Source organism: Streptomyces poonensis, from assembly GCF_014650915.1.
Lineage (GTDB): Bacteria > Actinomycetota > Actinomycetes > Streptomycetales > Streptomycetaceae > Streptomyces > Streptomyces poonensis.
In genome coordinates, this window is the sequence record NZ_BMVW01000004.1 from 59,350 (window position 1) to 73,010 (window position 13,661).

At 73.4% G+C, this 13,661-nt stretch carries 12 protein-coding genes and 1 pseudogene; 5 read left to right on the forward strand and 8 right to left on the reverse strand.

Annotation, left to right across the window (positions count from 1 at the left end; all coding sequences use genetic code 11):
- Positions 1–47 precede the first annotated feature (47 nt).
- A complete protein-coding gene (locus tag IE242_RS13080; RefSeq protein WP_189858620.1) occupies positions 48–1,118 on the reverse strand; it encodes a DUF3533 domain-containing protein in 1,071 nt (356 codons plus the stop codon).
- Between the two features lie 147 nt (positions 1,119–1,265).
- Here IE242_RS13080 and IE242_RS13085 point away from each other — a divergent pair, with 147 nt between their 5' ends.
- Positions 1,266–4,835 carry a DNA polymerase III subunit alpha gene (locus tag IE242_RS13085; RefSeq protein WP_189858622.1) on the forward strand — a complete coding sequence of 1,190 codons (3,570 nt, stop codon included), beginning with the start codon at positions 1,266–1,268 and terminating at the stop codon, positions 4,833–4,835.
- A 28-nt stretch (positions 4,836–4,863) separates the two neighbouring features.
- Here IE242_RS13085 and IE242_RS13090 read toward each other — a convergent pair whose 3' ends face one another.
- The gene (locus IE242_RS13090; protein ID WP_189858624.1) at positions 4,864–5,238 is read right to left on the reverse strand and encodes a cupin domain-containing protein; all 375 of its coding nucleotides are present in this window, start codon (positions 5,236–5,238) and stop codon (positions 4,864–4,866) included.
- A 101-nt stretch (positions 5,239–5,339) separates the two neighbouring features.
- Here IE242_RS13090 and IE242_RS13095 point away from each other — a divergent pair, with 101 nt between their 5' ends.
- The gene (locus IE242_RS13095; RefSeq protein ID WP_189858626.1) at positions 5,340–5,786 is read left to right on the forward strand and encodes a MarR family winged helix-turn-helix transcriptional regulator; all 447 of its coding nucleotides are present in this window, start codon (positions 5,340–5,342) and stop codon (positions 5,784–5,786) included.
- A 144-nt stretch (positions 5,787–5,930) separates the two neighbouring features.
- Here IE242_RS13095 and IE242_RS13100 read toward each other — a convergent pair whose 3' ends face one another.
- The gene (locus IE242_RS13100) at positions 5,931–7,004 is read right to left on the reverse strand and encodes a lytic polysaccharide monooxygenase (RefSeq protein ID WP_189858628.1); all 1,074 of its coding nucleotides are present in this window, start codon (positions 7,002–7,004) and stop codon (positions 5,931–5,933) included.
- 204 nt (positions 7,005–7,208) lie between these two features.
- A complete protein-coding gene (locus IE242_RS13105) occupies positions 7,209–7,346 on the reverse strand; it encodes a hypothetical protein (protein WP_189858630.1) in 138 nt (45 codons plus the stop codon).
- A 138-nt stretch (positions 7,347–7,484) separates the two neighbouring features.
- Between IE242_RS13105 and IE242_RS13110 the strand changes: the two genes are divergently transcribed.
- A complete protein-coding gene (locus IE242_RS13110) occupies positions 7,485–8,075 on the forward strand; it encodes a class I SAM-dependent methyltransferase (protein WP_189858633.1) in 591 nt (196 codons plus the stop codon).
- Between the two features lie 58 nt (positions 8,076–8,133).
- Here the strand turns inward: IE242_RS13110 and IE242_RS13115 are convergent, their stop codons facing one another.
- Both IE242_RS13115 and IE242_RS13120 read right to left on the reverse strand, forming a co-directional pair.
- Positions 8,134–8,637, reverse strand: a complete 504-nt coding sequence (locus IE242_RS13115) for a ribonuclease FAU-1 family protein (protein ID WP_189858634.1) — start codon at positions 8,635–8,637, stop codon at positions 8,134–8,136.
- Positions 8,618–9,547: a GNAT family N-acetyltransferase gene (locus tag IE242_RS13120; protein WP_189858636.1), complete on the reverse strand. Its 930-nt coding sequence runs from the start codon at positions 9,545–9,547 to the stop codon at positions 8,618–8,620. Before IE242_RS13120 ends, IE242_RS13115 begins: the two co-directional genes overlap by 20 nt.
- 74 nt (positions 9,548–9,621) lie before the next feature.
- On the opposite strand from IE242_RS13120, the gene IE242_RS13125 reads away from it, so the two are divergent.
- Entirely contained in the window at positions 9,622–9,990 is a 369-nt protein-coding gene (locus IE242_RS13125; protein ID WP_189858638.1) for a GntR family transcriptional regulator, read from the forward strand.
- Here the strand turns inward: IE242_RS13125 and IE242_RS13130 are convergent.
- Positions 9,978–10,836, reverse strand: a pseudogene (locus IE242_RS13130) (DUF72 domain-containing protein). The gene IE242_RS13125 and the pseudogene IE242_RS13130 sit on opposite strands and share 13 nt — an antisense overlap.
- 31 nt (positions 10,837–10,867) lie before the next feature.
- On the reverse strand, positions 10,868–11,962 hold the full coding sequence (locus tag IE242_RS13135) for a DUF5925 domain-containing protein (protein WP_189858640.1): 1,095 nt from the start codon (positions 11,960–11,962) through the stop codon (positions 10,868–10,870).
- Positions 11,963–12,199: 237 nt separating this feature from the next.
- Between IE242_RS13135 and IE242_RS13140 the strand changes: the two genes are divergently transcribed.
- On the forward strand, positions 12,200–13,627 hold the full coding sequence (locus IE242_RS13140; RefSeq protein ID WP_189858642.1) for a GH39 family glycosyl hydrolase: 1,428 nt from the start codon (positions 12,200–12,202) through the stop codon (positions 13,625–13,627).
- Positions 13,628–13,661 lie beyond the last annotated feature (34 nt).

Below are 13,661 nucleotides of genomic sequence, written 5' to 3' on the forward strand. Positions count from 1 at the left end.
CGTCCGGAGGCGGGACCCGTCCGCGTTCGCGCGCTCGCGGCGTACCGCTACGGCACCGCGGCGGGGCGCCCGGCCCCGGCCTCGGTCCGTCTCCCGCGCAGTGCGGCCGCCGCCAGGGTGACGGCGGTCCCGGCGACCGCCCAGGCCGAGAGCACCAGCAGCGCGGCGGTCACGTCGTTGCCCCGGAAGTACGCGATCGAGCGGGCGGCCCAGGTGCCCGCGCCCGGCGGCAGGGCCGGACCGATCGCCGCCCAGAACGGCGGCAGCATCGGCAGCGGGAAGGCGCCGCCCGCGCTCGGATTGCCCGCGATCACCACCAGCAGGATCGCCAGTCCGATGCCGACGATCCCGAAGAGCCCCTGGAGCGCGAGCGTGGCCGCCCCCACCGCGAAGGTGATCAGCGCGCCGAGCCCCCACAGGGCCGCCACGCTCCCCGGCAGGGCACCGAGCACGGGTCCCACGATCACCGCCCCGCCGAGCCCGCCCGCGATCGCGACCAGCGCCATCGCCGCGAGCCGGATCAGTGCCCGCCGCGGGTTCGGAGGCCGCATCCCCGTACTGATCGCCAGGATCGAGGCGCACAGATAGCCGCCCACGCACCAGCCCACGACCAGGTAGAACGACGAGAGCCCGTCGAAGTCCCGGTCGGAGGCCGGGGCCACGTCGACCGTCCGCACCGTACGCCCCCGGCTCTCGTCCAGCGTGGTCACGAGCGACTCGAGGGTGTTCGCGAGGGCCGCGCCGCCGCCGGAGGCGACCAGCAGCGTGTCGGTGGTGCCGGCCGGGTCGAGCACCAGCGCGCCGTCGAGATCCCGGTCCAGGATCCGCCGGCGGACCGTGGCCTCGTCCTCGACCATGCGCGGGTCCAGTGGTGAGCCCGGGACCCGTGCCAGCCGGCGGGCCGTCGCCTGCCCGGCCGCCGGGGCGTTCGGCGCGACCACGCCGAACGGGACGTCCCGGGGTCGCGGATCGTGCAGGGCCCCTACGTAGGAGGCGATGAAGAGCAGCTGGAGGGCGAGGACCGCGAGGACGAGCAGCGTGGCGCGCGGGGTGACCGCGTCCCGTACCTCGCCGAGGAGGGTGCGGCGGGCGGGAGGGGTCGCGGCTGTCCGTGTCATGTCCCCACGCTCCGGGGCGCCCGGTGTTTCCGCAGGTGGGGCGGGTCCGAACGGATGTCGTACGTTCGTTCGATAATGGGGGTATGGTGAGGGAGGGGAAGCTGTGAACTAGCGTTCGATTAGGTGCGGAGAAGTGCGGAGGTGCGTGTGCCCGGTTTCACGCATCTGCACACCGTCTCCGGGTTCTCCCTGCGGTACGGGGCCTCGCACCCGGAGCGGCTCGCCGAGCGCGCCGCCGAGCGGGGCATGGACGCCCTCGCCCTCACCGACCGGGACAGCCTCGCCGGATCGGTGCGGTTCGCCAAGGCCTGCGCCCGGGCCGGGGTCCGGCCGCTGTTCGGGGCGGAGCTGGCGGTGGAGGAACCGTCGGCGGGGGAGCGCGCCACCGGAAGGGCGCGGGGTGCGGCGCACGAGAAGCGCCGGACCCCCGTACGCGGCGGTGCCTTCATCGACGAGTCGACACCCCGGGTGACCTTCCTCGCCCGCGAGGGAGCCCAGGGCTGGGCCGGCCTCTGCCGCCTCGTCTCGGCGGCGCACGCGCGCGGCGAGGGCCCGCCGGTGCTGCCCCGGCGGGAGCTCGCCGCCGAGGGCCTGACCGTCCTGCTCGGCCCCGACTCCGACGTGGGCCGCGCACTCGCCGCGGGCCGCCCCGACCGCGCCGCGCGGCTCCTTCTGCCGTGGCGGGAGGCGTACGGCGACGCCGCCCTGCGCCTCGAGACCGTGTGGCAAGGCCGCACGGGCACCGGGCCGGGCTCGCTGCGGCTGGCCGCCCGTACCGTCGGCTTCGCCGCCGAGCAGCGGATCCGGCCGGTGCTCGCCAACGCCGTCCGCTACGCCGACCCCGGCATGGGCCCGGTCGCCGACGTCCTGGACGCCGCCCGCCGTCTCGTCCCCGTCGACCCCGCCCGCGGGCTGGACTCGGGCGAGGCCTGGCTCAAGGACGCGGACGCCATGCTCGCCGTCGCCGAGCGGGTCGTCGAGGCCGCCGGGTTCGGGCGCGGGACCGCGTACCGGCTCCTCGACCAGACGCAGGCGACGGCCGCCGAGTGCCTGGTCGACCCGGAGGACGACCTCGGCATGGGCAGCGTGCACTTCCCCGAGCCGCACCTCGTGGGCGCGGGCGGACGCACCGCACAGCGCGTCCTCGCCTCCCGGGCCGCGGCGGGCATGGTGCTGCGCGGCTACGACGGGCGGCGCGAGTACTGGGAGCGGATGCACCACGAGCTGGACATCATCGCCCACCACGGCTTCGCCTCCTACTTCCTCACCGTCGCCCAGGTCGTGGAGGACATCCAGCGGATGGGCATCCGGGTGGCCGCGCGCGGCTCGGGCGCGGGCTCCTTGGTCAACCACCTCCTCGGCATCGCACACGCCGACCCCGTCGCGCACGGGCTGCTGATGGAGCGCTTCCTGTCCACGCGGCGCCCGGTGCTGCCCGACATCGACATCGACGTGGAGTCCGCGCGCCGGCTGGACGTCTACCGCGCGATCATCGACCGCTTCGGCACCGAACGGGTCGCGACCGTGGCGATGCCGGAGACGTACCGCGTCCGGCACGCCGTCCGGGACGTGGGCGCCGCCCTCGGCATGGATCCGGCCGAGATCGACCACATCGCCAAGTCCTTCCCGCACATCCGGGCCAAGGACGCGCGCGCGGCACTGGAGGAACTGCCGGAACTCAGGAAGCTCGCGGGGGAGCAGGAGAAGTACGGCCGGATGTGGGAGCTGGTCGAGGCGCTCGACGCCCTCCCGCGCGGTATCGCCATGCACCCGTGCGGGGTGCTGCTCTCCGACGCCTCCCTGCTCGCCCGTACGCCGGTGATGCCGAGCAGCGGCGAGAGCTTCCCCATGGCGCAGTTCGACAAGGACGACGTGGAGGACCTCGGGCTGCTCAAGCTGGACGTGCTGGGCGTACGGATGCAGTCCGCGATGGCGCACGCGGTGGGCGAGGTCGAGCGGGCGACGGGCAACCGGCTCGACCTGGACGCCGTCGACATCGACGCGGGCGACCCGGCGACGTACGGGCTCATCCGCTCCGCCGAGACGCTGGGCTGCTTCCAGATCGAGTCGCCGGGACAGCGGGACCTGGTCGGGCGGCTCCAGCCCGCGACCTTCCACGATCTGGTGGTCGACATCTCCCTCTTCCGGCCCGGCCCGGTCGCCGCCGACATGGTGCGCCCGTTCATCGAGGCCCGCCACGGACGGGCGCCGGCCCGCTATCCGCACCCGGACCTGAAGGAGCCCCTGGAGGAGACGTACGGGGTCGTGGTCTTCCACGAGCAGATCATCGAGATCGTGGACCGCATGACCGGCTGCGGCCGGGGCGAGGCGGACCGGGTGCGGCGCGGGCTGTCGGACCCGGACTCGCAGGGGCGGATCCGGGTCTGGTTCGCGCAGCATGCCGCCGCCCGGGGATACGACGCGGAGACGATCACCCGGACCTGGGAGATCGTCGAGGCGTTCGGCAGCTACGGCTTCTGCAAGGCGCACGCGGTCGCCTTCGCGGTGCCGACGTACCAGTCGGCGTGGCTGAAGACCCACCACCCGGCCGCGTTCTACGCGGGCCTGCTCACCCACGATCCCGGGATGTACCCGAAGCGGCTGCTGCTGGCGGACGCGCGGCGGCGCGGGGTGCCGATCCTGCCGCTGGACGTGAACCGGTCGGGGGTCACGCACCGCATCGAACTGGTGTCTGAATCGGGTGGAACGGGGAAGTGGGGCGTCCGGCTGGCCCTCTCCGACGTGCACGGCATCAGTGAGGCCGAGGCCGAACGGATCGCGGCGGGGCAGCCGTACGCCTCGCTGGTCGACTTCTGGGAACGGGCCCGCCCCAGCCGCCCGCTGGCCGGACGGCTCGCCCAGGTCGGCGCGCTGGACTCGTTCGGCGCCAACCGCCGCGACCTGCAACTGCACCTGACCGAGCTGCACCGGGGCGCCGGAGGCGGAGGACGCGGGGATCAGCTCCCCCTGTCCGGTGGGCGCGGGACCGCGTCGGCCGGGCTGCCCGACCTCACCTCGGAGGAGCGGCTCAGCGCCGAGCTGGGCGTGCTCGCCATGGATGCCTCGCGCAATCTGATGGACGACTACAAGCAGTTCCTCGACGAGCTCGGCGTGCTGTCCGCGCGACGGCTGGGCGAGGCGCGGAACGGGGAGACGGTCCTGGTCGCGGGCGCCAAGGCGGCGACCCAGACCCCGCCGATCCGCTCCGGCAAGCGCGTCATCTTCACCACCCTGGACGACGGTACGGGTCTGGTGGACCTCGCCTTCTTCGACGACTCCCACGACGCCTGCGCCCACACCGTCTTCCACTCCTGGCTGCTGCTGGTGCGTGGAGTGGTGCAGCGGCGGGCGCCGCGCAGCTTCAGCGTGGTGGGATCGGTCGCCTGGAACCTCGCCGAACTCGTCGAGCTGCGCCGTACGGGAGGTGTCGAGGCGGTGGTGGCCCGGCTGGCGCAGGGGGCGGGCGCCCCGGCGGGGGCGGGAGGCGCTCCGGACGGCGAGGGCGCGCACCGGGCGGCCCGGCTCGCCGGGTCGCACGGGCTGCCCGCGCCGGCCGGGTCCGCGGCGCAGGACCCGATGGAGGCCGCCCGCTCGCGCAGTATCCGCATGTCCACCGGGTACGAGATGCATCCGTGGGCGGATCTGCGGCCCGCGGGCGAGGAGCCGAAGAAGGCGGCACGGAAGCTGTGGCACCAGAGTCCGGGGAGCGCGGGCTGACCGTGGCCCGGAAGCGCGTGAGCCGTGGTCAGTTGGCCCACGGCGGCACGAGGTGCGTACCGTCCGCGAGCCGGGCCTCCAGTCCGACCGATGTGGCGACCCAGGTGACGGCGGTCCCCTCGCCCGGGTTCTCGACCCCGAAGGCGGCGCCGGAGGGGACGATCACGGTGTCCCCGGCCGTGATCCGCTCGGCGACGCCGTCGAGGGTGACGAGCAGTTCCCCGTCGAGCAGATGGAGAATCTCCTCCCGGTTGACGGTGTGCACGGGCGCCTTCGTCCCGGCCGGTACCTCTCCCCGCCAGGCGCACAGTTCCCGGCTGCCGGTGCGGGGAGCGGCGTACGAGACGAAACGGGCGCCGTGGATCTCGTGCACGACGGAATCGGACGAACGGACAACGGGCATGGCGGACCTCCGTGAACGCCTGGCAGATGGTCAAGCAATTTGACTATATGGTCAAGCAGCTTGACCAATGCGTCAAGGGCGGGAGATGTTTCAATGCCTTCGTGCAGAACTCCGACGCCCTGGCCCTGTCCGCCGTCCTGCTCGCCACGGCCGGTGAGCTGACCCGGCGTATCCACGACGGGGTCGTCGCCCGCGGGTTCGAAGGGGTGCGCCCGATGCACGGCTTCGCGTTCACGCGGCTCGCCGCGGGCGGCGCCACGGTCACCGACCTCGCCGTCCACCTGGGAGTGACCAAGCAGGCGGCCAGCCAGGTCGTCGACGAACTCGTGCGCAAGGGCTATGTGGAGCGGCGGCCGCACCCCGGGGACGCCCGGGCCCGGCTGGTGGTCCTCACCGAGCGCGGGTGGGCGTGCACGCGGGCCGCGGAGGAGGCGGCGGCGGACGCCGTACGGCCGTGGGCCGACGCCCTCGGCGAGGAAGAGATACGGGCACTGCACGGGTGTCTGCTGCGCATCGCGCCCAACGGGCCCGTGCGGCCCGCCTGGTGACGACGTGAGGACCTGACGACCTGACGATGTGACCACGTGACGACATGCGCCGGGGTCTGTCCGGCCTGAGCCGCCGGACAGACCCCGGGAGCAAGCCGCCACGGCCGCCGCCGTCCAGCGGTCGTGGCGGCCGTCCAGCGGCCGTCAGCGGCCGTGCCGGCCGGCGGCCGCCGCGCGGCGGCGGGTCGAGGCGAACAGGATCGAGGACCCGAGCGCCAGGACGGCCGCGCCGCCGACAGCCACGTACGGGGTCATGCTGTCGCCGCCGGTCTCGGCGAGGTTCTCGGCGGCGCCCGCGGGCCGGGCGTCGTTGGCGGTGCCCGAACCGGAGCCGGTGTCCGAGGCGGCCTCGGCGGTCTCGGCGGTCTCGGCTTCGTCCTGGTCCTCGTCCGCGCCCGTGGCTGTGGTCGGGTCCGTAGTCGTCTCGGGGTCGTCGTCCCCGTGGCCGTGGTGCTCGACGGTCGACAGGGCGTTGCCGTCCTCGATCTGCTCGTCGGTCGGGGCGGACGCGGACGGCGCCGGTGCGGCGGCCGCGTCGTCCGACGAGGTGCTGCCGCTGTTGCTGCCGCCGGTCGCGCTGTCGCCGCCGAAGGACACGTCGGAGCAGGAGTAGAAGGCCTCCGGGCTGTCCGAACGCTGCCAGACCGCGTACAGGAGGTGCTTGCCGGACCGCTCGGGGAGCGTGCCGGAGAACGTGTAGAAGCCGTTCGACGCGACCGGGTCGGTGGCCGTCGCCACCGGGCTCGACAGGTCCAGGTCGTCCCAGGTGAGCGGCTGGGCGGGGTCGTACCCCTCCTTGGTGAGGTAGACCTTGAAGGTGCCCTTGTGCTGGGCGGTGACCCGGTACTTGAACGTGTACGAGCCGCTGCTCACGCTCGTCGCAGGCCAGTCGGCGCGGGCCAGGTCGAGGCCCTTGAACGCGTCGTTGCCGGCGCTGCACAGCTCCCCGTCCGGGATGACCTCCTGGTGGCGGCCGCCGACGTCGCCGATGCGCACGCCGTTCCAGTCGTAGAGCGCCTGGGTGCCGCCGGCCGCGACCGCCGCCTTGCACGCGGCCGACCGCGGGTTCTCGGGGCCCTCCGCGAAGCACTGCGAGACCCGGCTGACCGGGTCGCCCATCGAACCGTGCGCGGACGCGGGCGCGGCGGCCAGCGCGGTCAGGGCGAGCGGGGTCAGGCCGACGGCGGCGACGGCGGCAGCCTTGCGGGGTGCGGGCATGAAGAACTCCTCGAAACGGTGCGATGCGCGGCTGGAACCGCTGGGGAATCCCGTGGGGGTGATCCGAAACTAGCCCCGGGTCACCGCGAGATCGCCTGTTCGAGGCGGGTGAGGAAGATCCTTATGGCGGCGTTAAGGAAGTGATCAGACTGCGCTCAGGTCCGTACCGCTGTGTACACGACCGACGACGCGTCCGAGCCGTGCTCAGCCGTCCGGCCACCACGTCCGCGCGACGTCCTTGCGCACCTCCGGACGCCCGGCCGGCCGCTCGTCGGCCGCCTCGTCCCGCGCCCGGCGGGACTCGGGCTTCCTCAGGGGCTTGTGCACGGTACTGCGGCGCATGACTGCCTCCTCGTGGCCTTACCGGGTTCCGCGTTCCGGCGGAGCTAGGCCTTCCGGGGAGGGTTCCGCACCGCCTCCCGCCCTGTCAGTGGCGGCTGTCACGATCCGGCTGTCAGTGGCGGGTGTCACCCTGACGTCATGACCAGCGACATCGACTGGGACGTGGAGTCCGCCACGTTCGACGACGAGCCCGACCACGGTCTGCGCGACCCCGTGGTGCGCGACGCCTGGGCGGCCCGGCTGCGCGCCTGGCTGCCCGCGCGCCCCTGCGACGTGCTGGACCTGGGCTGCGGTACGGGCAGTCTGGCACTCCTCGCCTCCGAGCACGGCCACCGGGTCACCGGGGTGGACCTCTCCCCGGCCATGGTGGGTCTGGCCCGCGCCAAACTGGCGGGCCGTGACGCGGCGTTCGTCGTCGGTGACGCGGCGGCACCGCCGGTGGGGGAGGAGCGCTTCGACGTGGTCCTCGTACGCCATGTGCTGTGGACCCTTCCGGACCCGGCGCGTGTGCTGCGGCACTGGCGCGGGCTGCTGCGCCCCGGAGGGCGGCTCGTCCTGGTGGAGGGCGTGTGGGGGACGGTGTCCCCGGTCGGCGTGTCCGCGGAGCGGCTCATGGACCTGCTCGCGCCCCTCGCGCCCGAGGTACGGCTGGAGTGCCTGTCGGACGACGCGAGGCTGTGGGGGAGGGAGGTGGGGGACCGGCGGTACGCGGTGGTGGCGGTGTTCTAGAGCGGTATGCGGCACACGGCATGCCGCATACCGCATACCGTGCGCGGCACGCGTGTCTTCAGCCGAGGAGCGACTCGAAGGCGTCCTGCCGCCGGGCGAGGAGTTCCAGCTCGTCCAGGGCCGAGCGGGCGGCGGACGTGGCCGCCGGGTCCGTGGCCGCCAGGCCGCTCGCCTCGAACTCGTCCTCGTCCAGACGCAGTACGGCGGTACCGTCCGCGGAGCACCACAGGTCCAGGTCGAGGTCCTCGACGACGAGCTCCGTGCCGGAGACCACGGCCGGGCGGGTGACGTCGCAGTACCAGCCCTTCAGGGTGCCCTGCCCGTCGCGGACCTCCTTCACCGCGTACCACCGGTCTCGCCAGTAGTGCTCCGTGAAGACGTCGCCCGGTTCGAAGCGGACGAAGCCGAAGTCGCGGACGCCGGCACCCGCCCACGGGGCGCGCACGGTGACGCGGGTGCCGTCGTCGCCGACCAGCTCGGCCGGGTAACGGATCTTCGTACGGCCCGCCTTGACGAGCACCACGTCCCAAAGGCCCGCCCGATCAGCCGAGTTCGCGGACATGCCGCACCTCCGTCGCACAGATCTCGTACCCGAACCACTTGTTGATCGCGATCATAGGGCCGTTGCCCGTGTCGTTGCCCGTGAAGGCCTCCGTGCAGCCGGCCGCGCGGGCCCGGTGCAGCGAGTGGCTCTTGGCCAGCTTGGCCAGGCCCCGGCCGCGGTGGGAGCGGGCGGTGCCGGTCATCGCGGTGCCGTAGCGGCCGTCGCCGTCCGTGTAGGCCACGCTGAAGGCCACCGGCCGGCCGTCGGCCACCGCGACGCAGGTCAGGTCGCGGTCGAGGAGGGGATGCCGCCAGGTCTCGTCGAGCCAGGCCTCGTAGTCCGCCAACTCGTGCTCGATGTCGCCCGGTTCGTCCGCAGAGGCCTCCACGTCCAGCTCGAACAGCGGACGCGGATCGTCCGCGAAGTCGGCGGCCGTGCGCAGCACGACGCCCGGCGGGAGGTCCGGGAGCGGGGGCAGCGTCCCGTGCACCAGGTCCAGCCGCAGGAAGTGCGCGGAGCGGCTCGCCCGGTAGCCGCGCCGCTCGGCGAACGCGCGGTTGCCCGGCTCGTCCAGCACCCACGAGTACACCTTGGTCACGCCGTGACCCGCCAGGTACTCCTCGGCGGCGCGGACGAGGAGCGCACCCGCCCCACGCCGCGTCCGTCCCGGGTGTACGTACACATTCGCGCTGCCCTGGCCGGGGTCCGGGCTGTCATGCACGACGTGCACCTGCGCCGTGCCGATGACCTCACCGTCCTCCTCGGCGATCAACTGCCGGAAACGGGCGTCCGGATGAGCGTGGGTGAGGGTATGGGCGACGGATGCCGGGGTGGCCAGCATGAAGGGCAGGGCCAGCCGCCGCACCCGGGCGAAGCCCTCGACGTCGGCCCCCGCCCCGGGCCGGAGATCGCGCACGATGACGGTCATGTGTGCGCACGCTACGTGCAGGCCGCAGACGGATGCCTCTCATTTTTCTCCGGCGGGTACGGGACAATCGCCTCGTGACCCTGAAGATCGACATCACCGAGGGACCCGCGCCGTACGAGCAGGTGCGCGCCCAGATCTCCGAGCAGGCACGCTCCGGCGCCCTCCCGGTGGGCTACCGCCTGCCGACCGTACGCGGTCTGGCGGAGCAGTTGGGGGTGGCCGCGGGCACGGTCGCCAAGGCCTACCGCGCCCTGGAGACGGACGGGGTGATCGAGACCCGGGGCCGCAACGGCACGTTCGTCGCCGCGGCCGGCTCCGCCGCGGACCGCGAGGCCGCGGCCGCCGCACAGGCGTACGCCGAGCGCGCACGGCGGCTCGGACTGGCCGAGCCCGACGCGCTCGCCGCGGTGCGCGACGCCCTGCGGGCGGCCTACGGGGACTGAGGGCGCCCGGCCTCGCCCGCCCCTCGCCGCGCCGCCGCGTCCGTCGCCGTCGCTGTCACCGGCGTCGGCGGCGGTGGTGACAGCGACGGCAGGCGGACCGGGGTGCGCGTGACCGTCAGCCCCGCCGCGGCCGCCACGCGGGCGAAGACCATGGCGTCCAGGACCGCCGCGCCGCCCGGATCGTTGTTGAAGTACGCGTACGCATCACGGTCGTCGGGCCAGGTCTCCGCGATCCGCCGCACCCAGCTCACCAGGGCCCGCCGCCCGTAGCGCGGCCACGGCCGGGCGCGCCCCGTGTGGAAGCGGACGTACCCCCAGCCGGCGGTCCGCCACAGCGGGGTCACCGGGCGGGACAGGACATCGGCCCAGCACAGCGCGGCGTTCCGGGCCTCCAGTACGTCCCGCACGGCGGGCGCCCACCAGGAGTCGTGGCGCGGCTCGACCGCGACCCGGGTCCCGGCCGGGAAGCGGGCGAGACAGTCGTCGAGGAGGCCGGGATCGGCGCAACGTGGGCGGCAGCTGGAGCAGCACGGGCCCGAGCCGGTCGCCGAGCCCGGCGGCGTGGCTCATCAGACGGTGCACGGGCTCCTCGGGTTCCTTCAGCCGCTTGACGTGGGTCAGGAAGCGGCTGGCCTTGACGGCGACCACGAAGTCCGGCGGCGTACGCTCCCGCCAGGCGTCGAAGGTCTCGTACGACGGCAGGCGGTAGAAGGCGTTGTTGCTCTCGACCGTGGCGAAGTGCGCCGCGTACTCCTCCAGCCAGAGCCGCGCGGGTGTCCCGTCCGGGTACAGGAGGCCGCGCCAGTCCTTGTACTGCCAGCCCGACGTTCCGACGAACAGGGTCATACCCCCATGAAAGCACCCGTTACGGCGCCCGTTACAGGTACAGCCCCGCGTCCGCCCCGCCTCGCGGCTCCGGCAGTGACGCCGGCGGGATGCCCCGGCGCAGCGCGTACAGCTCCGCCAGCGTGGCCCCGTCGCGGCCCACACCTTCCTCGGTGCCCAGCCAGTTCACGGCCTCCTGCCGGGTCAGCGGGCCGACCTCGATACGGGCGAGGCAGCGGCCGGGGCGGACCACGGCCGGGTGCAGGCGCTCCAGGTCCTCGTTGGTGGTGACGCCCACCAGGACGTTGCGGCCCTGGCCCAGCAGGCCGTCGGTGAGGTTCAGCAGCCGGGACAGCGCCTGGCCCGCCGTGTGCTTGGCCTCGCCGCGGATCAGCTCGTCGCAGTCCTCCAGCAGCAGCAGCCGCCAGCGGCCCTTGCCCGCCGCGTCCTCCTCGCCGATCGCGATGTCCATCAGATAGCCGACGTCGGAGAAGAGCCGCTCGGGGTCCAGCACACAGTCCACCTGGCACCAGTCGCGCCAGGAGCGGGCGAGCGTGCGCAGGGCGGACGTCTTGCCCGTGCCGGGCGGCCCGTGCAGCAGCAGGAGGCGTCCCGCGATGTCCTCCGGGGTCGTCTTCATCAGCCGGTCCAGGGCGTCCGCGACCGGTGCCGTGTAGTTGGCACGGACCTCGTCCCAGGTGCCCGCGGAGATCCGGCGCGTCGTACGGTGCGGACCGCGCCGCGGCGACACGTACCAGAAACCCATCGTCACGTCGTTCGGCTGGGGCTCCGGCTCGTCCGCCGCGCCGTCGGTGGCCTGGCCGAGGACCTTCTCGGCCAGTTCGGCGCTGGTCGCCGTGACCGTGACGTCGGCGCCCCGGTTCCAGCGGGAGATCAGCAGCGTCCAGCCGTCGCCCTCCGCGAGCGTCGCGCTGCGGTCGTCGTCGCGGGCCGAGCGCAGCACCCGGGCGCCCGGCGGCATCAGGCTCGCCCCGGACCGCACCCGGTCGATGTTGGCCGCGTGCGCGAACGGCTGCTCGCCCGTCGCGAAGCGGCCGAGGAACAGCGCGTCGACGACGTCCGAGGGCGAGTCGCTGTCGTCGACGTTGAGCCGGATCGGCAGAGCCTCGTGTGGGTTCGCAGACATGCCGCCATGATCCGTCACGGGACGCGCCCGTGCATCCGCTTTCCGCAGTGCGCCGGAAGTGTCACCCGTGCACCGGGATCTCCCGGCGTGCGGGGCGCCGCACAGTGCCGTACTCCTGATGCCGGTGATCACTTCAGGTGCTGAAGTGCCCTCTGTCGCCGGTGGGTCGTCCTGTTACGGGGCCGTCGCAGAGCGGGCCTGTCCGGGTGCCGAACCAGCCGGTTACTGTTGCCCTCGATGCGACGTCATGGGTGGAATTCGGGGGTACCGCGGTGGCGGCTCGCCGCGCTGCTCGGCGTGGCGGTGGTGGCCCTGGCGCTGGTGCTGACCCTGATCAACACACTGCCCGGGGACGGCGGCAGCACCGCGGGCACCTCACCGGAGGGGGACAAGGTGCACGGGACTCCGGCCGTTCCGCCCGACGACCTGGGACCCGACGTCGGCTGGGGCTTCACCCACACCCAGTTCAGCGCCGACCGGGGCAGCGACAAGGCCACGCGGCGCGTGGCGGACCGACTCCGCGCGCGGCCGATGCCGCAGATCCAGCACATCATGGGCTGGGGCGCGGGCAACCCCGAACCGGTCAAGGGCCGCTACGACTTCGACGACCTGGACCGGCGCATCGACTTCGTCCGCGCCTCCGGCGGCATCCCCGTCGTCACCCTGTGCTGCGCGCCGGACTGGATGAAGGGCGGCCGGTCCGGCTCCGACAACACCAACTGGAGCATGGCCTCCCTGGAGTCGGCCCCGGATCCCGAGCACTTCGACGACTTCGCCGCGCTCGCCGCGACCGTCGCCAAACGCTATCCGGACGTACGGCACTTCATCGTCTGGAACGAGTTCAAGGGCTTCTGGAACGACTCCGAGGACCGCTGGGACCAGGAGGGCTACACCGAGCTGTACAACCGCGTCCACCAGGCGTTGAAGCAGGTCAACGAGGACATCATGGTGGGCGGCCCCTACCTGGTGATGGACAGCCTCGACCCGCGCGACCACGACGCGTCCAAGACCCTGAAGGGCCCGTGGGGCGCGCTGGACCGCCGGGTCCTCGACGCCTTCGAGTACTGGAACAAGCACAAGGCGGGTGCGGACTTCGTCGTCGTCGACGGGTCCAGCTACACCAGGGACGACGAGCTGCTGCCCGACGAGTTCGCGGCCACCGACAAGTTCACGGCGGTCGGCCGCTGGGTGCGCGAGCGCATCGGCGACCTGCCCCTGTGGTGGTCCGAGTACTACGTGGAACCGGCCGACGCGAACGACGACCGCGACGGCTGGTCCGAGACCCGGCGCGTCGCCGTCCACGCCGCGGGACTGATGGCCATGGCCCGCGGCGGCGCCACCTCCGGCTCCTACTGGAACCCGGAGAAGGAGGACGGATCCGCCGGCTCCGACTGTGCCGGCTGCCTGTGGACCCCGACGAACGCCTCCGGCGGCGGCAAGGCGCTGCCGATGTACGGCCTGCTCTCCCGCTTCAACGAGGAGTTCCCGCCGGGGACGGCGTACGAGTCCGTCTCCGTGGCCGACGACGACAAGCCCAACGTCCGCGTCCTCGCGGACGACGAGGCGGTGCTCGTGGTCAACACGCTCGACCGGAAGATCAGCGCGGAGGTCGACGGCCGGCGGTTCGACATGGGCGCGTACGAGGTGAAGTGGCTCAGCCGCTGAGCCCCTTCACCTCGTACCCGTCGTCCCTCATGCC